The sequence below is a fragment of the Streptomyces violaceoruber genome (assembly GCF_033406955.1).
GTDB lineage: Bacteria > Actinomycetota > Actinomycetes > Streptomycetales > Streptomycetaceae > Streptomyces > Streptomyces violaceoruber.
Window position 1 is genome coordinate 266605 of sequence record NZ_CP137734.1, and the last position, 22491, is coordinate 289095.

Annotated in this window: 19 protein-coding genes and 1 pseudogene; 9 read left to right on the forward strand and 11 right to left on the reverse strand. The window is 71.7% G+C overall.

Annotated elements, in window-relative coordinates:
• Positions 1–120: 120 nt before the first annotated feature.
• Positions 121–1317 (forward strand): glycoside hydrolase family 64 protein, encoded by a 1197-nt coding sequence (locus R2E43_RS01355; protein ID WP_093457691.1) that lies wholly within the window; start codon positions 121–123, stop codon positions 1315–1317.
• A 113-nt stretch (positions 1318–1430) separates the two neighbouring features.
• Here the strand turns inward: R2E43_RS01355 and R2E43_RS01360 are convergent, their stop codons facing one another.
• The 4 genes from R2E43_RS01360 to R2E43_RS01375 all read right to left on the reverse strand — a co-directional run bounded on the left by R2E43_RS01360 (position 1431) and on the right by R2E43_RS01375 (position 6263).
• A complete protein-coding gene (locus R2E43_RS01360; protein ID WP_003971586.1) occupies positions 1431–2870 on the reverse strand; it encodes a GH1 family beta-glucosidase in 1440 nt (479 codons plus the stop codon).
• Positions 2871–2916: 46 nt separating this feature from the next.
• The gene (locus tag R2E43_RS01365; protein WP_003971587.1) at positions 2917–3840 is read right to left on the reverse strand and encodes a carbohydrate ABC transporter permease; all 924 of its coding nucleotides are present in this window, start codon (positions 3838–3840) and stop codon (positions 2917–2919) included.
• A gap of 12 nt (positions 3841–3852) precedes the next feature.
• Entirely contained in the window at positions 3853–4848 is a 996-nt protein-coding gene (locus tag R2E43_RS01370; RefSeq protein ID WP_003971588.1) for a carbohydrate ABC transporter permease, read from the reverse strand.
• A 104-nt stretch (positions 4849–4952) separates the two neighbouring features.
• A complete protein-coding gene (locus R2E43_RS01375) occupies positions 4953–6263 on the reverse strand; it encodes an ABC transporter substrate-binding protein (protein WP_003971589.1) in 1311 nt (436 codons plus the stop codon).
• 336 nt (positions 6264–6599) lie between these two features.
• On the opposite strand from R2E43_RS01375, the gene R2E43_RS01380 reads away from it, so the two are divergent.
• Positions 6600–7613 carry a LacI family DNA-binding transcriptional regulator gene (locus tag R2E43_RS01380; protein WP_332055818.1) on the forward strand — a complete coding sequence of 338 codons (1014 nt, stop codon included), beginning with the start codon at positions 6600–6602 and terminating at the stop codon, positions 7611–7613.
• 283 nt (positions 7614–7896) lie between these two features.
• Here R2E43_RS01380 and R2E43_RS01385 read toward each other — a convergent pair whose 3' ends face one another.
• On the reverse strand, positions 7897–8859 hold the full coding sequence (locus R2E43_RS01385) for a zinc-binding dehydrogenase (protein WP_038534186.1): 963 nt from the start codon (positions 8857–8859) through the stop codon (positions 7897–7899).
• 99 nt (positions 8860–8958) lie between these two features.
• Between R2E43_RS01385 and R2E43_RS01390 the strand changes: the two genes are divergently transcribed.
• From R2E43_RS01390 to R2E43_RS01405, 4 genes are all read left to right on the forward strand, one after another.
• The gene (locus R2E43_RS01390) at positions 8959–9576 is read left to right on the forward strand and encodes a TetR/AcrR family transcriptional regulator (RefSeq protein ID WP_332055819.1); all 618 of its coding nucleotides are present in this window, start codon (positions 8959–8961) and stop codon (positions 9574–9576) included.
• Positions 9577–9641: 65 nt separating this feature from the next.
• Positions 9642–9845 carry a hypothetical protein gene (locus R2E43_RS01395; protein WP_003971594.1) on the forward strand — a complete coding sequence of 68 codons (204 nt, stop codon included), beginning with the start codon at positions 9642–9644 and terminating at the stop codon, positions 9843–9845.
• A 205-nt stretch (positions 9846–10050) separates the two neighbouring features.
• Positions 10051–10869, forward strand: a complete 819-nt coding sequence (locus R2E43_RS01400; RefSeq protein ID WP_016328123.1) for a glycerophosphodiester phosphodiesterase — start codon at positions 10051–10053, stop codon at positions 10867–10869.
• Between the two features lie 123 nt (positions 10870–10992).
• Entirely contained in the window at positions 10993–11337 is a 345-nt protein-coding gene (locus R2E43_RS01405; RefSeq protein WP_003971596.1) for a hypothetical protein, read from the forward strand.
• On the opposite strand, the gene R2E43_RS01410 is transcribed toward R2E43_RS01405, so the two are convergent.
• The 6 genes and pseudogenes from R2E43_RS01410 to R2E43_RS01435 form a co-directional block, all read right to left on the reverse strand.
• Positions 11312–12301, reverse strand: coding sequence for a formylglycine-generating enzyme family protein (locus tag R2E43_RS01410; protein WP_003971597.1), 990 nt, complete (start codon positions 12299–12301; stop codon positions 11312–11314). The genes R2E43_RS01405 and R2E43_RS01410 overlap by 26 nt on opposite strands.
• A gap of 32 nt (positions 12302–12333) precedes the next feature.
• Positions 12334–13875, reverse strand: a complete 1542-nt coding sequence (locus tag R2E43_RS01415; protein ID WP_193486027.1) for a sulfatase-like hydrolase/transferase — start codon at positions 13873–13875, stop codon at positions 12334–12336.
• A 56-nt stretch (positions 13876–13931) separates the two neighbouring features.
• Positions 13932–14930, reverse strand: coding sequence for an aliphatic sulfonate ABC transporter substrate-binding protein (locus R2E43_RS01420; RefSeq protein WP_003971599.1), 999 nt, complete (start codon positions 14928–14930; stop codon positions 13932–13934).
• Between the two features lie 20 nt (positions 14931–14950).
• Positions 14951–15762, reverse strand: a pseudogene (locus R2E43_RS01425) (ABC transporter ATP-binding protein).
• Positions 15759–16562, reverse strand: coding sequence for an ABC transporter permease (locus R2E43_RS01430; protein ID WP_003971601.1), 804 nt, complete (start codon positions 16560–16562; stop codon positions 15759–15761). Before R2E43_RS01430 ends, R2E43_RS01425 begins: the two are co-directional and overlap by 4 nt.
• Positions 16563–16656: 94 nt before the next feature.
• On the reverse strand, positions 16657–17922 hold the full coding sequence (locus R2E43_RS01435; RefSeq protein ID WP_319218319.1) for an ROK family transcriptional regulator: 1266 nt from the start codon (positions 17920–17922) through the stop codon (positions 16657–16659).
• Between the two features lie 236 nt (positions 17923–18158).
• Here R2E43_RS01435 and R2E43_RS01440 point away from each other — a divergent pair, with 236 nt between their 5' ends.
• From R2E43_RS01440 to R2E43_RS01450, 3 genes are all read left to right on the forward strand, one after another.
• Positions 18159–19517: a family 43 glycosylhydrolase gene (locus R2E43_RS01440; protein ID WP_030864301.1), complete on the forward strand. Its 1359-nt coding sequence runs from the start codon at positions 18159–18161 to the stop codon at positions 19515–19517.
• 122 nt (positions 19518–19639) lie between these two features.
• Positions 19640–21799, forward strand: a complete 2160-nt coding sequence (locus R2E43_RS01445) for a SpoIIE family protein phosphatase (protein ID WP_030864300.1) — start codon at positions 19640–19642, stop codon at positions 21797–21799.
• Positions 21799–22470 (forward strand): CBS domain-containing protein, encoded by a 672-nt coding sequence (locus R2E43_RS01450; protein WP_011031734.1) that lies wholly within the window; start codon positions 21799–21801, stop codon positions 22468–22470. The genes R2E43_RS01445 and R2E43_RS01450 overlap by 1 nt, the downstream gene beginning before the upstream one ends.
• The last annotated feature ends 21 nt before the right edge of the window (positions 22471–22491 follow it).

Here is a 22491-nt window from a genome sequence, read left to right on the forward strand (position 1 = left end):
GGAAGGCGGCCCCGCGTTCTTCCGCCGCACACATTGACATGAACGCGCCCCGGCGCAACGCTGAGAGCGCTCTCAGAATCGGTACGGACCAATTCCCCCACACCCGCACGGAGGTGGAGAGTGCTCTCCCGACTCAGACACCGTCTGCTCGCCGTGGCCGCGGCCGCAGGCCTGACCGGCGCCCTGCTCTCGTTCGGCGCCGCACCGCCCGCGGACGCCGCGGTGCCCGCCACCATCCCCCTGAAGATCACCAACAACTCCGCTCGTGGCGACGCCGTCCACATCTACAACCTGGGCACCTCGCTGACGACCGGTCAGCAGGGCTGGGCGGACGAGAACGGAACCTTCCACGCCTGGCCCGCCGGCGGCAATCCCCCCACCCCCGCACCGGACGCGTCCATCCCCGGACCGGCCGCGGGACAGACCAAGACCATCCGGATCCCGAAGCTGTCGGGACGCATCTACTTCTCCTACGGCCAGAAGCTGGACTTCCGGCTCACCACCGGCGGCCTGGTCCAGCCCGCCGTGCAGAACCCCAGCGACCCCAACCGCAACATCCTCTTCAACTGGTCCGAGTACACGCTCAACGACGGCGGGCTGTGGCTGAACAGCACCCAGGTCGACATGTTCTCCGCGCCCTACACGGTCGGCGTGCAGCGCGCCGACGGCGGCGTGACCAGCGCCGGACAGCTCAAGGCCGGTGGCTACCGCGGGGTGTTCGACGCGCTGCGGGCCCAGCCGGGCTGGGGCGGGCTGATCCAGACCCGGCCCGACGGCACCGTACTGCGGGCGCTGGCGCCCCTGTACGGGGTGGAGACCGGGGCGCTGCCCGCGTCGGTCATGGACGACTACGTCAACCGGGTCTGGCAGAAGTACGCGTCGACCACCCTCACCGTCACGCCCTTCGGCGACCGTCCGGACACCAAGTACTTCGGACGCGTCTCGGGCAACGTCATGAACTTCACCAACACCTCCGGCGCGGTCGTCACCAGCTTCCAGAAGCCGGACGCCTCCAGCGTCTTCGGCTGCCACCGGCTCCTGGACGCGCCCAACGACCAGGTGCGCGGGCCGATCTCGCGCACGCTGTGCGCCGGCTTCAACCGCTCGACGCTGCTGAGCAACCCCAACCAGCCCGATCCCTCGGCGGCGAACTTCTACCGGGACCCGGTGACCAACCACTACGCCCGGATCATCCACGAGCGCATGGCCGACGGGAAGGCGTACGCGTTCGCCTTCGACGACGTCGGCAACCACGAGTCGCTGGTGCACGACGGCAACCCGGCCGAGGCCAGGCTCACGCTCGCCCCGCTCGACTGAGCCGGCGGCGGGCACGCGTCCGCCCCCGTCCTCGGCCGGCGCGGCGGAGGACGGGGGCGGAACACGGGTGCGGCACCCGGCGGGGCGAGCTGTCGGGCACCGCACCGGCCCGGTCAGGCGCCGGGCAGTACGCCGGTGCGGGCGACCTCGGAGTACCAGCGGGCGCTCGCCTTGGGGATGCGGGTGCCGGTCGGGTAGTCGACGTAGACCGCGCCGAAGCGCTTGCTGTAGCCGTGCGCCCACTCGAAGTTGTCCAGCAGGGACCACAGGAAGTAGCCGCGCACGTCCGCACCGTCCAGGATGGCCTGGTGGACGGCGGCCAGGTGACCGCGGACGTAGGCGATCCGGGCGGGGTCGTTGACCTGCCCCTCGGGATCGGCGTAGTCGTCGAAGGCGGCGCCGTTCTCGGTGATGACCAGCGGCAGCCTCGGGAAGTCGGCGGACAGCCGGCGCAGCAGGTCGTACAGGCCGGTGGGGTCGACGGCCCAGCCCATGGCGGTGGTGTCGCCGGGCGGCTGGTGGAAGGCGACCCGGTCGGCTCCCGGCCAGGGGCTGTGGGAGCTGTTGCCGTGCCCGTCGGACGTGTGGGCGCCGCTGCCGTCGGTCTCGGAGACGACGGTGGGCGTGTAGTAGTTGACGCCGAGGAAGTCCAGCGGCTGGTGGGCCTGGCGCAGGTCGCCGTCCTGCACGAAGGACCAGTCGGTCAGCTCGGCGGTGTCCTTCAGCAGGTCCTCCGGGTAGGCACCGTTCAGCATCGGGCCGGTGAAGACCCGGTTGGCCAGGGCGTCGATCCGGCGGGCCGCGTCGGCGTCGCCCTCGCTGCCGGTGAGCGGGCGGACGTGGTGGATGTTGAGGGTGACGGAGACCTGGGCGTCGGCGCGGACCCGTTCGCGCAGCGCCTGGACGGCCAGGCCGTGCGCCAGGTTGAGGTGGTGGGCGGCGCGCAGCGCGGCGACCGGGTCGGTGCGGCCCGGCGCGTGCACGCCGGATCCGTAGCCGAGGAAGGCACTGCACCAGGGCTCGTTGAGGGTGGTCCAGGTCTTCACCCGGTCGCCCAGGGCGTCGGCGGCAAGGGCCGCGTACTCGGCGAACCGCTCGGCCGTGGCGCGCTCGGGCCAGCCGCCGGCGTCCTCCAGTTCCTGGGGCAGGTCCCAGTGGTAGAGGGTGGCGACGGGCTGGATGCCCTTCTCCAGCAGCTCGTCCACCAGCCGCCGGTAGAAGTCCAGGCCCTTCTGCACGGCGGGGCCGCGGCCGGTGGGCTGGATCCGGGGCCAGGCGAGGGAGAAGCGGTAGGCGCCCAGGCCGAGTTCGGCCATGAGGGCGACGTCCTCGCTCCGGCGGTGGTAGTGGTCGGTGGCGACGTCACCGGTGTCACCGTTGCGGACCCGGCCGGGGGTGCGGGCGTAGGTGTCCCAGATGGAGGGGGTGCGGCCGTCCTCCGCGGCGGCTCCCTCGACCTGGTAGGAAGCGGTGGCGGAGCCCCAGAGGAAGCCCTTGGGGAAGGTGCGGGCGGCGTCCGGGGCGGACGCGGTCCGGTGTGCTGCGGTGACCACGTAAGTCCTTTCGGATGGGGATGCTGGGTACGGCGGGGGCGGCGGGTCAGCCCTTGACGGCTCCCGCCATGATGCCGCTGACGATCTGGCGGCCGAAGACGACGAACATCGCCAGCAGCGGCAGGGTGCCGAGCAGCGCGCCGGCCATGATCAGCGACTGGTCGCGGACGTAGCCCGCACTGAGCTGGGTGAGCGCGACGGGGACCGTCGGGTTGGTCATGTCGAGGACCACGAACGGCCAGAAGAAGTCGTTCCACGCGTGCACGAACGTGATCATGAACAGGACGGCCATCGCGGGCCGCGCGATGGGCAGCACGATGCTGAAGAAGATCCGCAGCGAGTGCGCCCCGTCCACGCGTCCGGCCTCGACGAGCTCGTCCGGCAGCGCCTCCGTCAGGTACTGCCGCATGAAGAACACGCCGACCGCGCTCACCAGGGTCGGGAAGATGACGGCGGGCAGCTGCTGCGACCAGCCCAGGTCGGCCATCATCATGAACAGCGGCACGACCGCGAGCTGCGGCGGCACCATCATGGTGCCGATCACCAGCATGAGCAGGGCGTTGCGCCCCTTGAACCGCAGCTTGGCGAAGGCGAACCCGGCGAGGGTGGCGAACAGCACCGTGGACAGGGCGATCACCCCGGCCACGATGAGGCTGTTGACCATGGCCTTGCCCATCGCGGCCTCGTCCCAGGCCCGGGCGAGGTTGCTGAACAGGTTGGGGCCGGGCAGGAACGGGGGCGGCGTCTGGCTGACCCGGGTGTTGTCGGTGGACGCGGCCACCATGGTCCAGTACAGCGGGAAGATCGACAGGATCGCCATGACGGCGAGCAGCACATAGGCGAGCGGGCCGGCGTGGTGCTGGCGGCCCGCGCGCTGGCGCAGCAGCCGGCGGCCACCGCGGCCGGCCGGTTTCGCGGCGGAGGTCCGGGCCGGGGCGTCGGTCCGGGCCGGGAGACTTTGGGTGGTCATCGCGACTCCAGGTCAGGACGTGCGGGAGCGCAGGCGCTTGATGACGCGCTGCACGACGAAGACGAGGACCAGCAGCATGAACATCGCCCAGGCGACGGTCGCCGAGCGGCCCATCTGGTAGTTCTTCCAGCCCTCCTCGTACAGGAGCAGGCCCAGCGTCTGGTACTGGTTGTCCGCGCCGCCGGTGACACCGTTGGGCCCCTGCCCGAAGATCAGCGGCTCGCCGAAGAGCTGGGTGGCGCCGATCGTGGAGAGCACGATGGTGAAGACGATGGTGGAACGGATCCCGGGAATGGTGACGTGGATGAACTGCTTCCACCGCGAGGCGCCGTCGAGGGAGGCCGCCTCGTAGCGGTCGGCGGGGATGGCCTGCATCGCGGCCAGGTAGAGCAGCGCGTTGTAGCCGGTCCAGCGCCAGATGACGATGGTGGAGATCGCGACCTGGGCGGGCCACTTGTCGGCCTCCCAGTCCACCGGGTCGATCCCGACCGAGCCGAGCGCCCAGTTGATCATGCCGAAGTCGCGCTCGAAGATCATGGTGAAGACGAGGGCGGCCGCGGCGACCGAGGTGGCGTACGGGACCAGGGAGGCGACCCGGAAGAACAGCGAGGCGCGCATCCGGTAGTTGAGCAGGTGCGCCATGCCGAGCGCCATCATCAACTGCGGCACCGTGGAGATGACGCCGATGGTGATCGTGTTCTGCACCGCGTTCCAGAACCGCGAATCACCCCACAGCTCGACGTAGTTGTCGAACGCCACCCACTCCATGACATCGAGGGTGGCCAGCTCCACGTCGTGCAGGGAGATCCACGAGGTGTAGATCAGCGGGTAGAAGCTGAACGCGGCGAAGACGATGAAGAACGGCGCGACGAACGCGTACGGGGCGCCCTTGATGTCGAGCCGGTGCCAGAGCGCGCCGCGCCGCCGGGCGGTGCCCTCGCCGCCCGGGCGGGGAGAGGGCCGCGGAGGCTCGTCCCCGGCCAGGGCCTTGGTGGTGGAGGTGGCCACCGGACTTCCTTCCTGAGTGCGGTTGGGTGAGCCGGGCGCCGGGCCCGCCGGCCAGGACCTTGTCCTGGACGCGGGCGGGCCCGGTCGGCCTCGGGAGCGGAGAGTCAGCCGACCGCCTTCTCGATGCGCTCCCCGGTGGTCTTCCACGCCTCGTCACGCTTGGCGTCACCCTGCTCGATCAGGGCCAGGCCCTGGGAGAAGGTGTCCTTGATCGTGCCGTCCTTGCGGCCGAGAACCTGCTTGTCCGGGATCTCCTGGGCGGCGGCCCCGAAGATCTGTCCGATCGGCGCGCCGCTGAAGTACTCGGACTTGGCGTTCTTCACCTCGGGGCTGTCCAGCGCCGTGCGGGAGGAGGGGATGTTGCCGATCTCCTTGAAGATGTGCGCCTGCTGCTCGGGCGCGGTCAGCCAGGCGACGAGCTTCTTGGCCTCCTCCTTCACCGGGCTCTGCTCGACCACGCCGAGGAAGGAGCCGCCCCAGTTCGCGCCCTTGGGGGCCTTGGCGACGTCCCACTTGCCCTTGTTCGCGTCGCCGGCCTTCTCGCTGATGTGGCTGAGCATCCACGCCGGGCACACCGCGGTGGCGAAAGTGCCGTTGGCCAGACCCGGGTCCCAACCCGGCTGGAACTGGCGGAGCTTGGCCGTCAGTCCGTCCTCCGCCGCGTCGGCGGAGAGGTTCCACGCCTCCTTGACGGCGGGGTTGGAGTCGTAGATCAGCTCGCCCTTGTCGTCGTAGTACTGCTCCGGGTAGCCGTAGACCATGGCGTTGAACAGGCCGCTGGCCGCGTCCATGTAGGCCACGTCGCCGCCCTTGAAGCCCTTCTTGAAGTCACGGCCGACCTCGACGTACTTCTTCCAGTCGCCCGCCCACAGCTTGGCGACCTCTTCGCGGTCGGTGGGCAGACCCGCCTTCTCGAAGTAGTCCTTGCGGTAGCAGACGGCCATCGGGCCGATGTCGGTGCCCAGGCCCAGCACCTTGCCGTCCTCGGTGCTGATCTGGGACTCCTTCCACGGCAGGAAGTGGTCGGTGCCGGGCACGTCGGAGAAGTCCGCGAACTTGTCGGCCTGGGTCTCGGTGATCTCCTTGGCCCGGCCGATCTCGATGCCCTGGATGTCCTTCAGGCCCTTGCCCGCGGCGAGCCTGGTCTGCAGAGCCGTGTAGTACGTCTGCTCGTCACCGGCGATCTCGGCCTTGATGTCGACGTCGGGGTTCTCCTTCTCGTACTGCTCGAGAAGGCCGGTCTCCTTGATGCCCATCACCCCGTACATGCCCATGGTGATGGTGACCTTGCCGTCCTTCTTGCCACCGCCGGTGGCCGAGTCGTCACCGCTGCTGCAGCCGACGACGAGCGCGAGCGCGCCGACGGCCGCGGCCGTCGCCACCGCCTTTCTGCGCAACGAACCGAGAGTGCCCATGGATCTCCTCCTAGCGACGGCGCTGACACATCGGAGTGACGAGTTCTGCGATGACTACTGCGATGGCTACAGCGGCTACAGCGATGAAAGACAGCGGCTCGAACAAGGGTGGGAACGTGCCCAATTTTGGTGGGCACGTTCCCACCGGCGCCTCGAAGACTCGTGGGAAGGGGACCGGTCTGTCAATAACTTGAAAGCAACTTGTCGCAACCGCCCCTGCGCCGCGTTCGCCTCCCGGAGACCGGGGGGTGCTCCGCCGACCGCGGCGTCTGTCAGAATTGCCGCAGGTCAACTCCGCGGCAGACAGCGCCGCCGCGGCCGCCGAGGGGGGAGTACATGACCGGCAACCGCCGTCCAACGATCAAAACGGTCGCCGCCCGCGCCGGCGTGGGCCGCACCACGGTCTCCCGTGTCGTCAACGGCTCGGAGCTGGTCAGTGCCGATGCCCGGGAGCGGGTGCTTGCGGCGATCAAGGAACTGAACTACGTTCCCAACTCGGTCGCCCGCGGCCTGGTGACCAACCGCACCAACGCCGTGGCCCTGGTGATCCCGGAGTCGGAGAGCCGGCTCGGCTCGGAGCCGTTCTTCGCCGCGCTCATCCGCGGGGTCAGCGGCGCCCTCGCCGAGAGCCGCACCCAGTTGCAGCTCATGCTCGTCCGCGACCAGGCCGAGCGGGACCAGTTGACCGCGTCGGTCGCGACCCGCCGGGTGGACGGCGTGCTGCTGGTCTCGGTGCACTCCGAGGACCGGCTGCCCGGCATGCTCGAGGAGATGGGCCTGCCCACGGTGCTCGCCGGCCGCCGCGACTCGGGCGAGCGGCTGAGCTACGTCAACTCCGACAACGCCGGCGGGGCCGCCGCCGCGGTGCGGCATCTGCTGGGCGGCGGACGGCGCCGGGTCGCCACCATCACCGGGCCGCTGGACATGGACGTCGGCCGCAGCCGGCTCGCCGGCTGGCGCGCCGCGCACCTGGAGGCGGCGGTGCCCGCGGAGGAACTCCTCGTCGAGGCGGGCGACTTCACCGAGGAGGGCGGCGCGAGCGCCATGCGTTTGCTTCTTGAACGCGTCCCGGACCTGGACGCCGTCTTCGCCGCGTCCGACCTCATGGCGGTCGGCGCCCTGGCCGAACTTCGCCGGCAGAAGCGGCAGGTGCCCGGGGACGTCGCCGTCGTCGGCTTCGAGGACTCCGTCCTGGCCCGCCACACCAACCCGCCGCTGACGACGGTGCGTCAACCGGTGGAGGAGCTGGGGCGCACCATGGCCCGCATCCTCACCGACATCACGCAGCACGGTGCGCCGCGGCAGCAGATGACGTTGCCGACGGAGCTGGTGGTGCGCGAGTCGTCGTAGGCCCGGGTGCCCACCGCGGGAGCGGGCCGGGCTCCCGGTCGGCCGGAACCCGGCACCTGTCGGCGCTCCGGCGGCCGCGGGCTGCGCGACGTGCCACCGGGTGCCCGCCGGGCACGGCACGGGGCGGGCGTACCGGCCGCGCGGTGGGATCAAGGGAGGTCTCGCCGTCGGGTCGCTTCTCCGTGCGCCAACCGGGTACCGAGGTGTTCGTCTGGCCGCGTGGGGCGGACTGAGCGAGGTCGCCGGGTGCGGCCGGCGGTGGGACGGCGGCACGGGGCGGGGGTCACGGGGTCAGCACGATGCGTCCGAAGACCTCGCCCGCGTCCATCTTCCGGTGCGCCGTGGCCGCCTGGTCCAGGGGCAGCACCTCGTGTACGACGGTCTCGATCTCCCCGCGGCCCGCGGCGGCGAACTGATCGGCCCGCACGGCCCGCAGGCCGGCCTCCGGGACGGTGGCGGCGCTGAAGGTGGCGAACGACATCGACTTCTGGAAGGACGCCATCAGACGGGTGCCGAAGTCCGCCGGCGGCTGCCCCGCGACGGCGCCGACCACCACCATCCTGCCGTTCGGTGCGAGCCTGGTGAAGAAGTCGGGCAGGCCGGCTCCGGCGACGATGTCCACGATGACGTCGAAGGCGCGGGGAGCGTCCGCGCCGCCCTCGCCCGAGCGGTCCAGGACATGGGTCGCGCCCAGCCCGCGCAGCCGCTCGCCTCGGGCGGCCGACGACGTGGTGACCGCCACCGCGGCGGCACCGGCGCGTGCCGCGAGCTGGACCGCCATGATGCCGATGCTGCCGGCCGCACCGCGGACCAGCACGCGCTCGCCCGCGGTGAAGCGGGCGTGGGCGAGCCCGAAGTGCGCCACCACCCCGGCGCTGCCGAGCGTCACCGCGGCCGGTGCGGACAACCCCGCGGGGAGCGGGAGGATGTCGTCGGCCGGGGCGGTCGCCTGTTCGGCGTAGCCGCCTCCCGCGCCGGTCTGCGCCCACACGCGCCGGCCGGTCCAGGCGGCGTCGACGCCCGCGCCGACCGCCGTCACGGTGCCCACCACCTCGCCGCCGGGCACGTGCCCCTCCCGGAATCCGTAGGCGGCGAGCGCACCGCTGCGGATGGCGACGTCGGCACCGCTCACGCCGATCGCCTCGGTCGCGACCAGTACCTGTCCCGCGGCGGGCGCGGGGGCGGGAAGGTCGACGACCTCCAGGCCCTCGGGGCCGCCGAACGTCCGGATCGCCACTGCCCTCATTCGTCACTCCTTGCTCGCCGAGGCCGTGCCCTACGCACCGAAGCCCTGCTCGCCGGGACGTTAACGGACGCTGCCGTCCGCTTCGCTAAAGTGAGAGTGGTGACCGGTCATTTGCCTCACCCGCTGCGCTCCGACGCCCGGGACAACCGCGAGCGCATCCTCGACGCGGCCCGCGCGCTGTTCGCCACCGAGGGGCTGCGGGTGCCGATGCGGGAGGTGGCCCGGCGGGCCGGTGTCGGGCCGGCCACGCTCTACCGGCGCTTCCCGACCAAGCGGGAGCTGGTCACCGAGGCGTTCACGGACCAGTTGCGGGCCTGCCGCACGATCGTCGACGAGGGCCTGGCCCACCCGGACCCCTGGGCCGGCTTCTGCCTCGTCGTCGAGACGACCTGCGAGCTGCACGCGCGGCACCTCGGCTTCACCGAGGCGTTCATGGCGGCCTATCCGGAGGCGATGGACTTCGCCGCCGCCCGCGCGTACTCGCTGAAGTCCGCCGGTGAACTGGCCCGTCGGGCCAGGGAAGCCGGTGGTCTGCGCCCCGATTTCGTACTGGACGACCTCATCCTCATGATCATGGCGAACCGGGGCATCCACGCCCTGTCGACGGCCGCCCGCGTCGCGGCCTCCCGGCGCTTCGCCGCGCTGGTGATCCAGGCGTTCCGGGCCTCTCCGGAGCATACGCGGCTTCCCCCGGTGCCACGGCTGGCGCCCGGGTGAACCCGACTGGCCCAGTACGCGTCCGGTGAGCGTTTCCCCCCGGGCCTCCGTTCGTTGGGACGGACATGATCAAGAAGCTCGCCTGTGTCTCCGTCATGGCCACCGCTCTGCTGGTCTCCGCTCCCCTCGCCGAGGCGGCCCCCGTCCCCGGCCCGTCCGCCGGTGTTCCGGGCGGTCCGCTCCTGGACGGTCTCCTCGGTTCGCTGGAGGTGGGGCATCCCGCCACCTCTGCGCAGTCGCTCCTCCCCCAGGGCATCCTCGGCGGGTGAAACGCGCGGGGCGGGAGGGGGCGGTTGCGCACTATCACCCCCTCCGCCTCCGATGACCGGTTCGGCGTCCCCCTCCACCGGCCCCTTCCGGGCCCGCCAGACCGCGGCAGGCTTCCCGTAACCACCGTCCGGGAGTCTCCAGGCAGTCATTCGAACGCGGGAGGCTCCAGTGAGACGTGCGAGCAGGAGGCGCGCCGGTGCGGTCGTGGCCGTGCTGAGTGGTCTGGCCCTGGCGGCGACCTCGACGACCGCACGGGCCGCGACCGGCCCCGACGTCATCGCCCACCGCGGCTCCTCGGGCACGGCACCCGAGAACACCGCCGCCGCCATCGGTCTCGCCGTGCGCCAGCGCGCCGACTTCGTCGAGATCGACGTCCAACGCACCAAGGACGGCAGACTCGTCAACTTCCACGACTGCACCATGGAACGCACCACCGACATCGAGGAGCTCTACCCCGGCCGTCCCCGCTACCGCGTCTCCGACTTCACCTGGGACGAACTGAGCCGTCTCGACGCCGGATCCTGGTTCCACGAGGACTACGCGGGTGAGCGGCTCGTCACCGTCGACGAGGTCGTCCGGCACCTGTGGCACACCCGCACCGGGCTGCTCGCCGAGATCAGCCCCTGCGCTCAGTACGGCACCACCGTCGCCACCGACCTGGCCGACGCGCTGCGCGGCAAGCCCGGCTACGTCCGCCAGGCCCTCGCCCGCCACCGGCTCGCCGTCCAGTCCTTCGAGACCGACGACGCGCACGCCTTCCACACCGTCCTGCCGCACGTCCCCATCGGCATCCTCGACGCCGACCGCCCCACCGACACCGAACTCCTGCGGCTCAGCCGGTGGGCCGACCAGATCAATCCCCAGTACACCGTCACCGACCAGGCCCTCGTCGACCGCGTCCACCGGCTCGGCATGGACATCAACGTCTGGACCGTCGACGAGCCCGGCGCCGTCCGCACCATGGCCTCCCTCGGCGTCGACGGCATCATCACCGACTACCCCCAGAACCTCACCCGGCGGTAGCGGGCACGGGTAACGGGCGCTTTGACACACATCGCCATCGGGCGTTGACTGTCGGTACGGCACAGCGCCACGCCGCTGCGGGAACCCGGTGATCCAAGCAACCCAGGAAAGCGGCACACGACGATGTACGACCAGACACGCGCACAGCAGCCCTCGGACCAGGACCAGCGCCGCACCGGGCACCGTCCCGCGGCACCGGAGGCGCTCCTGCCGCCGGCGGAACGGGACGCGGTCCTGGACCGTCTCCGCAAGGCCATCAACACGTTCGCCGACGCTCCGCACGAGGCGCTGGAGGAGGCGGAGGGTGCCTTCGACGACGCCGCCGCCCATCTCGCGAGCGCCCTCGCGGAACGGCGTCGTGCCCTGCGCGAGAGGTGGCGGGAGCAGGACCCCGAGACGCATGCCGAGGAACTCCGGATCGCCCTGCGGCAGTACCGGGAGATCACTCAGCGGCTGATCCGTACGTGAGGCCCGCGTCGTTGGCGCAGCGGAATCCGAGGTTGCCGGACGAGGAGTCCGGGGTGTTGGAGGAGCGGGCGGCGACCCGGTAGCGGTTGCAGTAGGAGTCGTGGCACAGGTAGGAGCCGCCGCGCAGGACCCGTGCCGCCCCGGTCCCGGGGCCGTGCGGGTCGACGGTGGGTGATTCGGCGTAGTAGGTGGGCGAGAACCAGTCGGAGCACCATTCCCACACGTTGCCCGCGGTGTTCCACAGGCCGTGGCCGTTGGGCCGGTAGGACTTGACCGGTGCGGTGCTCAGGTGCCCGTCCTCGGCCGTGTTGACGTGCGGGAAGCGGCCCTGCCAGATGTTGCAGCGCCACCGGCCGCCCGGGGTCAGCTCGTCGCCCCAGGCGTAGCGGCGGCCGGCCAGTCCCCCGCGGGCGGCGTACTCCCATTCGGCCTCGGTGGGCAGGCGCTTGCCGGCCCACCGCGCGAAGGCGGTGGCGTCGTTCCAGGAGACGTGGACGACCGGATGGTTCGGCCGGCCGGTGATGTCGGAGCGGGCGCCCTCGGGGCGGCGCCAGTGGGCGCCCCGCACGTTGATCCACCAGGGGGCGCCGGCGGCGTTGCCGAGGACGTCGGCGTCCGGGGCGGCGACGACCAGGTGGAAGACGGCCGAGGAGCCGAAGCGTTCGGCGTCGGTCACGTGGCCGGTCGCCTTGACGAAGGCGGCGAACCGGGCGTTGGTGACGGCGGTCTCGTCGATGTGGAAGGGCCGCAGGCGCACCGTGTGCACGGGTGTCTCGCCGTCGGCCGGATATCCCTCCCCGAAGGCGTCCCCCATCGCGAACTCACCGCCGGGCAGGCGCACCTGTCCGCGGGTCGAGCGCGGGCGGGCGGCGGGCCCCGGCTCCGCGGCGGCCGCGGGGGACGGGGCGGCCACGGCCACGGGTGCCGTCGCCGGGGCGCAGCACGGGCGGTGAGTAAGGGTCACGGGTCCTCGAATCGATCGCGTGCGTGCGCCTGCTAGGCCTTGTAGGTGGACTCGTCGAGCCCGCTCAGGGTCGGGTCGTGGCCCACCTCTCCGACGTCGTACATCGATGTCATCCAGTGGTAGAAGTTGTCGCCGCGTGCGCGCAGGACGTCGTAGAGCCGGCGCATCATGCGGCCGCGGACCTCCGCCTGCTCCGGGTGGGAGTAGACGTTCTGCAGTTCGTCCGGGTCGGTGTGCAGGTCGTACAGCTCGTTGACGGAGTCGGGGTTGACGACGAGTTTGTACCGGTCCTCGCGCAGCATGCGCTGGGGGTAGGGGAAGTGGTGGCCGTGGAACTCGCAGACGATGTCCTCGTCCCACTCCACCGTCTCGCCCCGCACCAGGGGCAGCAGGCTGCGCGAGTCGACGGCGGGTTTCGGGTCGAGGCCGGCCAGTTCGAGGATCGTGGCGGTGCAGTCGAGGAGGCTGACGAACTCGTCGCGCACCTGGCCGCCGGGCGCGCCCGGGACCCGGAGCAGGCCCGGTGTGCGGTAGATGTCCTCGTACATCGCGGGGCCCTTGTCGTGCAGCCGGTGCGAGCCGGTGAACTCCCCGTGGTCGCAGGTGAAGAACACCGCCGTGTCGTCCACGAGGCCGAGCCGTTCCATGGCCGCCATGACGCGGCCGATCTGCCGGTCGATGAGGGCCACGTAGCCCCAGTAGACGGCGATGAGCTTGCGGGTGGTCTCGATGGGCATCGTGTCGAAGGTCCAGTGCGCGCTGTAGTTGCGCTGGACCGGGGGTTTGCCCTCGAAGGTCTCGGACACCGACCGGGGCAGTTCCACGTCCGCGGGGTCGACCAGGTCGAAGTACTCGTCCGGGAGGATGTACGGCAGGTGCGGTCCGAAGAAGTGCAGGGCCAGGAAGAAGGGCCGGTCGCGGTCGTGCGCGTCGGCGGCGTAGTGCTCCAGCCGCTCGATGGCGCGGGTGGCCAGGTAGTGCTCGAAGGTGGCCTCGACCGGCTGGTGCAGACGGGCGGCGAGCAGGTTCCCGGGGCCGCCGTTCGGGAGGGTGCCGCGGACCCGGTCGCTGATCTCGTACGGCGGCAGTCCGCGTTCGTCGAGGTAGGCGAGGTAGTCCGGGTGGTCGACGGGGTTGTGCCAGCCGGGCAGTTCGGGGCCGTCGAAGCCGTAGTCGGCCGCGGTGCGGCGGTTTCCGGCGTGCCACTTGCCGAACAGGCCGCAGTTGTAGCCGTGTTCGCGCAGCGCCCGGGAGAAGGCGAACTGGTCCTCGGCGAGGTCCTCCAGGTAGCCGACGTTGCGTTCGTGGTTGGCGAGGAGCTTGTGCCGGAAGGGTGCCTGGCCGGTCAGCAGGCTGGCGCGGGCCGGGGTGCAGATGGCGGTGGGGGTGTACCAGCGGTCGAAGCGGGTTCCCGTGGCGGCCAGTTCGTCGAGCGCGGGGGTGTGGGCCAGCGGGTTGCCGTAGGCGCCGAGCGTGTCGGTGCGGTGCTGGTCGGTCATGAGGAAGAGGATGTTCTTCCGGGACGCCCCGGCCTGGTCGCAGGCCTGCGCACCGGACTCGGCGCCGGCCTGCACACCGGACTCGCCACCGGTCTGCGGACCCGGCTGGGCGCCGGGCTCGTTCGTTCGCGTCACTTGCCCGCTCCCGTGAAGAGGTCGCCGGTGTAGTAGGTCTTGGGGTCGGCGGGCTTCTTGAGTTTGCCGGCGTTGACGAAGTAGTCGTTCATGCCCTCGAGCCACTTGACGACGGTGCCGTCCCGGGTCAGCTCGTCCAGCTCCGCCACGCTGAGCACCTTGTTGTTCGCGGCGTCCGCCTTCACCTGCTCGACGGGGATCTTCAGCTTGTCGGCGGTCAGCTTGATCGCCTCGTCGGTGTGCTCCGAGCGGAAGGTCATCGCCTCGCGCAGCACGGCGAGGACCTTCTTGGTCTTCTCCGGCTGGTCGGCCACCACCTTGTTGCCCGCGACGAAGGCGGTGGGGAAGGAGACGTCCTGTTCGAAGTCGGCGTTCTTGGCGAGTTCGACCAGGTCGGGGACCTGCTTCTTGATCGTCGCCGCGGCCGGGTACCAGAAGCCGGCGCCGTCGACCTGCTGGGAGGAGAAGGCGGAGACGATGGTGGACGGGTCCATGGGGACGACCTTCAGGTCCTCCTTGGTCATCCCGGCCTTCTCCAGTGCGAGGGAGAGGATCATGTCGCCGGAGGTGCCCTCGGGCACCGCCACGGTCTTGCCCTTGAGCTGCTGCATCGAGGTGATGCCCGGCTGGGCGAGGACGCGGTCGGAGTTGCCCAGGGTGTTGATGGCGACGACCTTGGCCTGGCCGGAGGCGGGGAGCCACATGGCGCCGGGGCCTATGTAGCCGAAGTCGAGGTTGTCGGTGCCCAGGGCCTGGATCTGGAGCGGCCCGTTGGTGAAGACCTTGGCGTCGGCGGACAGCCCGTGCTTCTTCCACAGGCCCTCGGCCTCGGCGATGGCGATCAGGCTGGCGCCGTTGAAGTCGTTGATGTATCCGAAGCGCACCTTGTCCGACGAGCCGCCGGAGGACGAGCCGCCGCATGCGGCGAGCAGCGCCATGGCGGCCACGCCGGCGAGGGTGGTGGTGAGGCTTCTGCGGGTGAGGACGGGTGACATCGCGGTGGGTCCCTTCCGGGTCATGGCGTCGGGGAGTGGGAACCGGAAAGGGCGGCGGTGCGGCCTTCCTGGTGGTAGACGGAGCGCCACACGCGGTTGCGCAGTGCGGCGAACTTGGGGCTGAGCCGGAAGGCCTCGTCGCGCTCGATGGCGGGGTCGACGTCGACGACGTCGTAGACGCGTCCGGGTCGGGCGGCCATCACGACGACGCGGTTGGCCAGGAACACGGCCTCGTCGACGTCGTGGGTGATGAACAGGACCGTGCGCCTGTCCTGGCTCCAGGTCTTCAGCAGTTGCTCCTGGAGCTTGACCCGGGTGAGCGCGTCGAGCGCGCCGAAGGGTTCGTCCATCACAGGATCGAGGGGTCGACGGCGTAGGCGCGGGCGATGGCGCAGCGCTGGCGCATGCCGCCGGAGAGGGTCTTGGGGAGCGCGTCGGCGAAGCGTTCCAGGCCGACCAGTTCGATGAAGTGCTCGGCCCTGGCGCGGCGTTCGCGCTTGGGCACTCCCGTGGTCCTGAGACCGAACTCGACGTTCTGCCGTACGGTCAGCCAGGGGAAGAGGGCGTACTGCTGGAAGATGACGCCGCGCTCGGGTCCGGGCCCCGAGACGGGTGCTCCGTCCACCAGGGCGCGGCCGGAGGTGGGTGCCTCCAGGCCGGCGAGGATGTTCATCAGGGTGCTCTTGCCGCAGCCCGAGGGGCCGACGACGGTGACGAACTCGTGGTTGGCGATGTCGAGGCTCACGTCGTCCAGGGCGGTGAAGGTCTCCCTGCCCAGTGAGAAGGTCTTGGTGACGTGCTGGACGGAGATCTTGGCGGGTGTGCTGGTCATCGGCGTTCCTGCCATCGGGTGAGCCGGCGTTCGGCGAGGAGGAGGACGCGGTCCATGAGGAGACCGAGGATCCCGATCGAGATGAGCCCGACGAAGATGGTCGGGAGGTCGTAGTAGAGCTGGGCGTTCTGCATGCGGTAGCCGAGGCCCTCCTGGGCGGCGATCAGCTCCGCGGCGACCAGGGTGGCCCAGGCCGAGCCGAGGCCGACCCGCATGCCGACGAGGATGAAGGGGGTGGACGCCGGCACCACCACGCGGGCGAAGATCGTGGCGTCGCCCGCGCCCAGCACCCGGGCGGCGTTGATCAGGGTGCGGTCGACGTTCACCACGCCCTGGAAGGTGGAGATCACACAGGCCAGGAACGCGGCCAGGAAGATGACGAAGATCTTCGGGGTCTCGTCGATGCCCATGGCGACCACGGCCAGCGGGATGATGGCCAGCGGCGGGATGGTGCGGAAGAACTGGATCCAGGGCTCGATCAGTCCGCGCAGGATGCCGTACCAGCCCATCAGGAAGCCCACCGGGACGGCCACGGCCGTGCCCAGGCCGAAGCCGATGAGGACCCGGGTCAGGCTGGCGAGGGCGTCGTCGGCGAGCGTTCCGTCGCCGATCAGGGTGGAGGCGCGGTCGACGACCTCCGGCGGTGTCGGCAGCTTGAAACCGGCGGAGGCGAGGGCCCACCAGAGGGCGATGCCGAGTGCGACGGACACGGCGTTCAGGACGAGGGGCAGCCCGCGCCTGCCGGAACGGGAGCGCTCCGGCGCGGACTCGGCGGCGCCCGCCGAGGTGTCTGCCGCCACGGCGCCCCCCGCCGTGCTGTCGCCCGCTTCGGCCTCGGGCGAGGCCCCGGGCCCCTTCTCGGGCCGCGGGCGCCGCTGGTCGGCACTCCGCTTGTCAAGGACGGACATGGGCGGCTCCTTCGGTGGCGGAGTGGGGTGCATCGGAACGGCCCTTCACGTCGGCGGTTTCGGGATACCTCGCCAGGAGGGGTGAGCTGTGGAAGACCGCGGCGAGCGCGCCGATGGCGCCGTCGTCGTCGGAGAGCCGGGCGGCGGCCACGGCGGGTCCCGCCGAGGCGGTCGGGAAGATCTCGGCGGCGAGGGTGGCGGCGACCTGTTCCACGAGGACGGGCGCCAGCCGGGTGATCTCGCCGCCGATGACCACCTTCGCCGGGTTCAGCATCATGGTCGCGGCGCCGACCACCCGGCCCAGCGCCCCCGCGGCCTCCCGCAGCACCCGGTCCACGACGGGGTGGGCGCGGCGCACGGCGGCGGCGAGGTCGTCGAGGTTCTCCAGGCGCAGGCCGAACTCCCAGCAGGCGGCGAGGATTCCGGGCACCGAGGCCACGGTCTCCAGGCAGCCCCGCTTGCCGCAGCGACAGGGGCGGCCCGCCGGTTCCACGGTCACGTGTCCCAGCTCGCCGGCCAGCCCGGACGAACCCGTCACCAGCTGGCCTCCGACGACGAGTCCGCCGCCGACGCCGTCCGACAGGCGTACGTAGACCAGGTCGGCGACGCTGTCGGCGCCGCTGATCGCCTCGGCGAGGGCGGCCAGCCGGGTGTTGTTGTCGACGATGACCGGTGCGTCGAAGCGTTCGGCGAAGGCCACGTCGACGCCCTCGGGTGCCGGGCGCAGCACCGTGGTGCCCGGGGTGGCGCGCGGCCAGGCCGCCCCCTCCGGAGCCGGGTAGGGACCGGGTACGCCGATGCCGATGCCCTGCAACGCCCCGTAGTGGACCCCGGCCTCGCCGCTGAGCCGGTCGACCAGTTCCAGGGCCCGTTCCGTGCGGGTCGGCCAGGTCGCGGTGTCCTCGTACCGGACGGAGCCGGAGACCATGATCTCGTGCGCGGCGTCGGCGACGACGACGTGGACGCGCCGGTGTCCGAAGTCGACGCCCATGAACTGCGCCGACGCCGGGTCGAGCGCCAGCCGTTCGGCCGGCCGCCCGCTGCCCTCGCGGCGGGAGGCGTCGGTGTCGACGACCACGATGGCACCGCGTTGCAGGAGGTTGCCGGTGATCTCGGACAGGGTGGTGCGGGACAGGCCCACGACCCGGGCGATCTCGCCCCGGCTCATGGCGCCGTTCTCCTGCAGCGCACGCATGACGCGCTCTTCGTGGGTCCGCCTGACCAGTGCGTGCACTCCGCTGGGCATCTGCATGCCGGTCAAGGTAGGGAGGCTCGATTATTCCGTCAACACTCCGACAGAAAGACGCAATGAAGTGTTCACCATGCCAGGTGGGCCGTGCCCCGCAGCTGCGGGCTGGGAGCGATTATTCGTCCGCCCTGTTGACGTAAATGTGCGGGCGTTCGCATGTTGTGCGCCATGCCCCCGTCATGCGGCCGGTGTGCCGCGCCTCGGTTCCCGGACGGGGACGACGAAGGAGAACCCGACTGATGACCGATGCCGAGTACGGACTCCCCCGACGATCCCTGCTGGCCGGCGCCGCCGGTGCGGGAGCGGCGTTCGCCCTGCCCGCGGGCGCCGCGCAGGCGGCTCCCGCGGCGGCGCCCACGGCCTCCCCGCAGGCCGGGGCGGAGCGGCGGCACCCGCGCAACTGGCCCGACCCCGAGCCGTACGGCGCCGCGGACACCCGGGCCGACCTGTGGCCGCGCGAGGACAACTCGTTCGTCCTCCCGCTGGAGCTGCGCCCTCGCGACGAGGAGCGCGGCGCCGTCTGGATGCGCGACACCTACGTCAACTGCTTCGTCGTCGACGGCCGCCCCCTTTACGTCGCCACGGGAACCACCCGGGTGCCCGGGCTGGAAGCCGCCGGCCCCTGGAACGACGGCATCTTCGTGTGGCTGGCCCCCTCCCTCGACGGCCCCTGGCGGCTGGCCGACACCACCGGCATCCGGCCCGGGGCCGAGCGCGGCAAGGTGTGGTCGCCCGAGTTCGCCGGGGAGAACCGGCCCGGCCGCACGGTCGTCGCGCCCTGGCAGGAGTACTGGCACGACGAGCAGTTCGGCAAGCGGGGCCAGGCCTGGGCGCCGGAGCTGCACTACTTCCGTGACACCTGGTACCTCGTCGCGTGCATGGGCGACCACTCCCGCAAGGTCGGCTCGTTCATGCTGGTGAGCGAGGGCGGCGTCGAGGGCCCGTACCGGCTGGTCGAGGGCAACCTGGACAAGCCCTTCGGCGACTCGTTCATCGGCGGTCCGAAGTTCATCGAGCCCGGCGCCTACCACCACATCGACGGCGGCCTCTTCTCCGAGGGCGACGACGCGTGGCTCGTGCTGCACAACGACCTGTACGCGAAGTTCCGGGACGACATGGAGGACATCGTCACGACGACGGACCTGCCCCGGTTCCGGCAGACGCCCTACTCCCCCGAGCCGTATCTGGAGGGCGCGTACGTGTTCAAGTACCGGGGCAAGTACCACCTCGTCCACGCCGCCTGGGACCGTACGTCGGTCAACGCCGACGGCACCGTCCGCCAGGCCTACGACGTACCCGCCGCCGGGCGCGTGCAGTACCAGTACGACGCGATCGTCGCCGTGGCCGACCGGTTCGAGGGGCCGTACTCGAAGCGGTACACGGCGGGTGTCGGCGCCGGTCACAACAACTTCTTCGTCGATCACCGGGGCGGCCTGTGGGCGACGTACTTCCTGAACCCGGCCGCCGGCTACTGGTCGGACGCCTCGCGCGTCGCGGAGTCCGCCGTGCCCGGTGTCGTGCGGCTGGAGTGGACCGGCCCGGCGGACAGCCGGCTGTACGTGAAGCGGGGGTCCGGGGGACCCGGCAACGGGCACTGAGCGGCGGTCCCCGTCCCGTCACATGCCGTCGCGGCGGTACGGGCGTAGTGTCCAGATATGGGTGATGTTCGGGGCGGCCGGCGTCGGGCGGCCCGGTCGGCGCGGACGCGGGCGGACGGCTGATGGACTCCGCCATGGCGGCCGTCGTGCGGGCGAGCGGTGCGTTCGGAGGGATCCTCTACGCACTGCCGCCGGGCGAGGACGCCGTGTGGCAGGTCCTGGTCACGGGGGTCCCCCAGGAGATGGCCGCACCGTGGCGGCGGGTCGGGCTGAGGGATCCGATGCCCGTGGCGGACGCCGTCCGCGAGCACCGTCTGGTGTGGGCGGGCGGCCGGGAGGAGATGGCACGCGAGTATCCGCGGCTGGCGCTCGTCCTGCCGTACGACTTCGGGCTGGCGGCCGCACCGGTCCTCTCGGGCAGCACCGTCAGGGGCGGGCTGGTGCTGCTGTGGCCCGGGAACCACCCGGCGCGGCTGAGCGCCGGGGAACAGGACGTCATCCGGGCGGGCTGCCGCCGCCTGGGTGACACCCTGCAGCGGGCCATCGACCGCGGCGAACCGCTGCGGCCGCCGGAGCGGCCCCGGACCCTGCCGCCGGCCGCCCCGCGCACCCCCTCCCCCGCCGAGGCGACCGCGCTGTCCGCCTTCGTGGACCGCCTGCCCGGCGGCTCCTGCGCGCTGGACCTGGAGGGGCATCTGACCTTCGTCACCCCGGGGGCGGCCGAACTGCTCGGCGTCGACCGCTCCCTGCTGGTGGGCGCCCTGCCGTGGGAGGCGCTGCCCTGGATGGACGTGCCGCACGTCGAGGACCGCTACCGGGCCGCGCTGGTCAGCCGCAGGCCGCAGCGCTTCACGGTGCTGCGCCCGCCGAAGACGTGGCTGGCCTTCGAGCTGTACCCGGACGCCACCGGACTGAGCGTGCGCATCACCTCCGGCAGTCCGGACACGGACACGCCCCCGTCCCGGTCGGTACATGCCTCGGGCCCCAGCCGTGCCACCGTGCTGTACCACCTGATGCACCTGGCCTCCACCCTGACCGAGGCCGTCAGCGTGCAGGACGTGGTGGAGCAGACCGCCGACCAGCTGATGCCCGCGCTGGGAGCGCAGGGCATGGTGGTGATGGTCCCGGCGGACGGCCGCCTGAAGGTCGTCGGGCAGCGCGGCTACCGCCCGGAGCTGCTGAGGCGCTTCGACGGGACGCCGCTCACGTCGGCCGTCCCCGGCGTCGACGTCATGGCCACCGGCGTCCCGGGGTTCTGGACGACCTTCGAGGAACTCCACCATGCCTACCCCGCCATGACGCACGAGGACGGCATGGCCGCCTGGGCCCTGCTGCCGCTGATCGCCTCCGGCCGCCCCATCGGCTCGCTGCTGCTCTCCTACCGACGGCCGCACGTCTTCCCGCCCGGCGAACGGGCCGCCCTCACGTCGCTGGCCGGTCTGGTCGGGCAGGCCCTGGACCGCGCCCGCCTCTACGACGCCAAGCACCACCTCGCCCACCGCCTGCAGTCCGCCCTGCTGCCGCACACCCTCCCCGACGTGCCCGGTCTGAACGTCGCCGCCCGCTACCTCCCGGCCTCCCGGGGCCTGGGCATCGGCGGCGACTTCTACGACGTCATCCGCCTCGACGAGCACACCGCGAGCGTCACCATCGGCGACGTGCAGGGGCACAACGTGGACGCCGCGGCGCTCATGGGGCAGGTCCGCACCGCCGTGCACGCCAACGCCACCGTGGGGGCGCCCCCCGACGACGTGCTGGCCCGCACCAACCGTCTGCTCACCGACCTGGACCCCGGCCTGTTCACCAGCTGCGCCTACGTCCACATCGACCTGGCCACGCACCGCGCCTGTGTGGCGCTCGCCGGGCACCCGCCCCCTCTGGTGCGCCACTCCGACGGGCGCGTCGAGACCCTGCGGGTGCCGCCGGGTCTGCTGCTGGGCATCGAGCCGGACACCGTGTACCCCTCACTGGAGTTCCCACTGCCGCCGGGCAGCGTGCTCGTCCTGTACACCGACGGGCTGGTCGAGGCGCCCGGGGTGGACCTGGACGACGCGATCGCGGCCCTCGGCGGTCTCGTGGAACACGGCGACCCCGGCGACCTGGACGCCATGGCCGACACTCTCATCCGGCACGCGCCCACCCCGGGCGACGACATCGCCCTGGTCCTCGTCGGTCCCCGCGCGTCGGCGCCGGGGCACTCCCGGGGCCGATCGATCGTTTTCAGGGACAAGAAGGACGAACGCCGGTCGACGCGGGCCGGCAGCGGAGGAGAAGACCCTTAATGAAACACCAGAGGGTGCGCGATCTGATGAGCGACGCCGTGGTCCGCGTGCAGCGGGGCACACCGTTCAAGGAGATCGCCCACCTGCTGCTGGAGTACGACATCACGGCGGTGCCGGTGGTCGACGAGGAGAACCGCCCCGTGGGGGTGGTGTCGGAGGCCGACCTCCTGCAGAAGATGTGGGGCGGGGAGCCCGACGGTTCTGCCGAGCACGCCGAGTGGTCCCGGGCCTCGGCGGGCAAGGCGGACGCCACGGACGCGGCCGGGCTCATGACCTCGCCCCCGCTGTGCGCCCTGGAGAGCTGGAGCGTCGTGGACGCCGCCCGGGTGATGGCACGGCACCGCATCAAACGGCTGCTGGTCGTCGACGGGGACGGGCGGCTGGCCGGGGTGGTCAGCAGAAGCGACCTGCTGCGGGTGTTCCTGCGCACGGACCGCGCGATCCGCACCGAGATCATCGAGGAGGCCCTGGTCAAGGCGCTGGGCCTGGCTCCCTCGTCGGTGCAGGTGGACGTGGCGCACGGCCACGTCGTGCTCAGTGGCCGGCTCCCGGCCCATGTGTCCGCCCCGCTGCTGGAGGAGCACTGCCGGAGCGTGGACGGCGTCGTCGCCGTGGAGTTCAGACCGGCCGGCGAGGCCGACGCCGAGGGTCCGGCGGCCGTCGGTTCCTGAGATCCGCCGGTCGGCTAACGC

Coding starts and splice junctions, on each gene's coding strand:
- R2E43_RS01405 (WP_003971596.1), top strand. CDS start 10,993: ATGTACGACCAGACACGCGCACAGCAGCCCTCGGACCAGGACCAGCGC.
- R2E43_RS01450 (WP_011031734.1), top strand. CDS start 21,799: ATGAAACACCAGAGGGTGCGCGATCTGATGAGCGACGCCGTGGTCCGC.
- R2E43_RS01395 (WP_003971594.1), top strand. CDS start 9,642: ATGATCAAGAAGCTCGCCTGTGTCTCCGTCATGGCCACCGCTCTGCTG.
- R2E43_RS01440 (WP_030864301.1), top strand. CDS start 18,159: ATGACCGATGCCGAGTACGGACTCCCCCGACGATCCCTGCTGGCCGGC.
- R2E43_RS01445 (WP_030864300.1), top strand. CDS start 19,640: ATGGACTCCGCCATGGCGGCCGTCGTGCGGGCGAGCGGTGCGTTCGGA.
- R2E43_RS01435 (WP_319218319.1), bottom strand. CDS start 17,922: ATGCAGATGCCCAGCGGAGTGCACGCACTGGTCAGGCGGACCCACGAA.
- R2E43_RS01380 (WP_332055818.1), top strand. CDS start 6,600: ATGACCGGCAACCGCCGTCCAACGATCAAAACGGTCGCCGCCCGCGCC.
- R2E43_RS01375 (WP_003971589.1), bottom strand. CDS start 6,263: ATGGGCACTCTCGGTTCGTTGCGCAGAAAGGCGGTGGCGACGGCCGCG.
- R2E43_RS01365 (WP_003971587.1), bottom strand. CDS start 3,840: ATGACCACCCAAAGTCTCCCGGCCCGGACCGACGCCCCGGCCCGGACC.
- R2E43_RS01420 (WP_003971599.1), bottom strand. CDS start 14,930: ATGTCACCCGTCCTCACCCGCAGAAGCCTCACCACCACCCTCGCCGGC.
- R2E43_RS01385 (WP_038534186.1), bottom strand. CDS start 8,859: ATGAGGGCAGTGGCGATCCGGACGTTCGGCGGCCCCGAGGGCCTGGAG.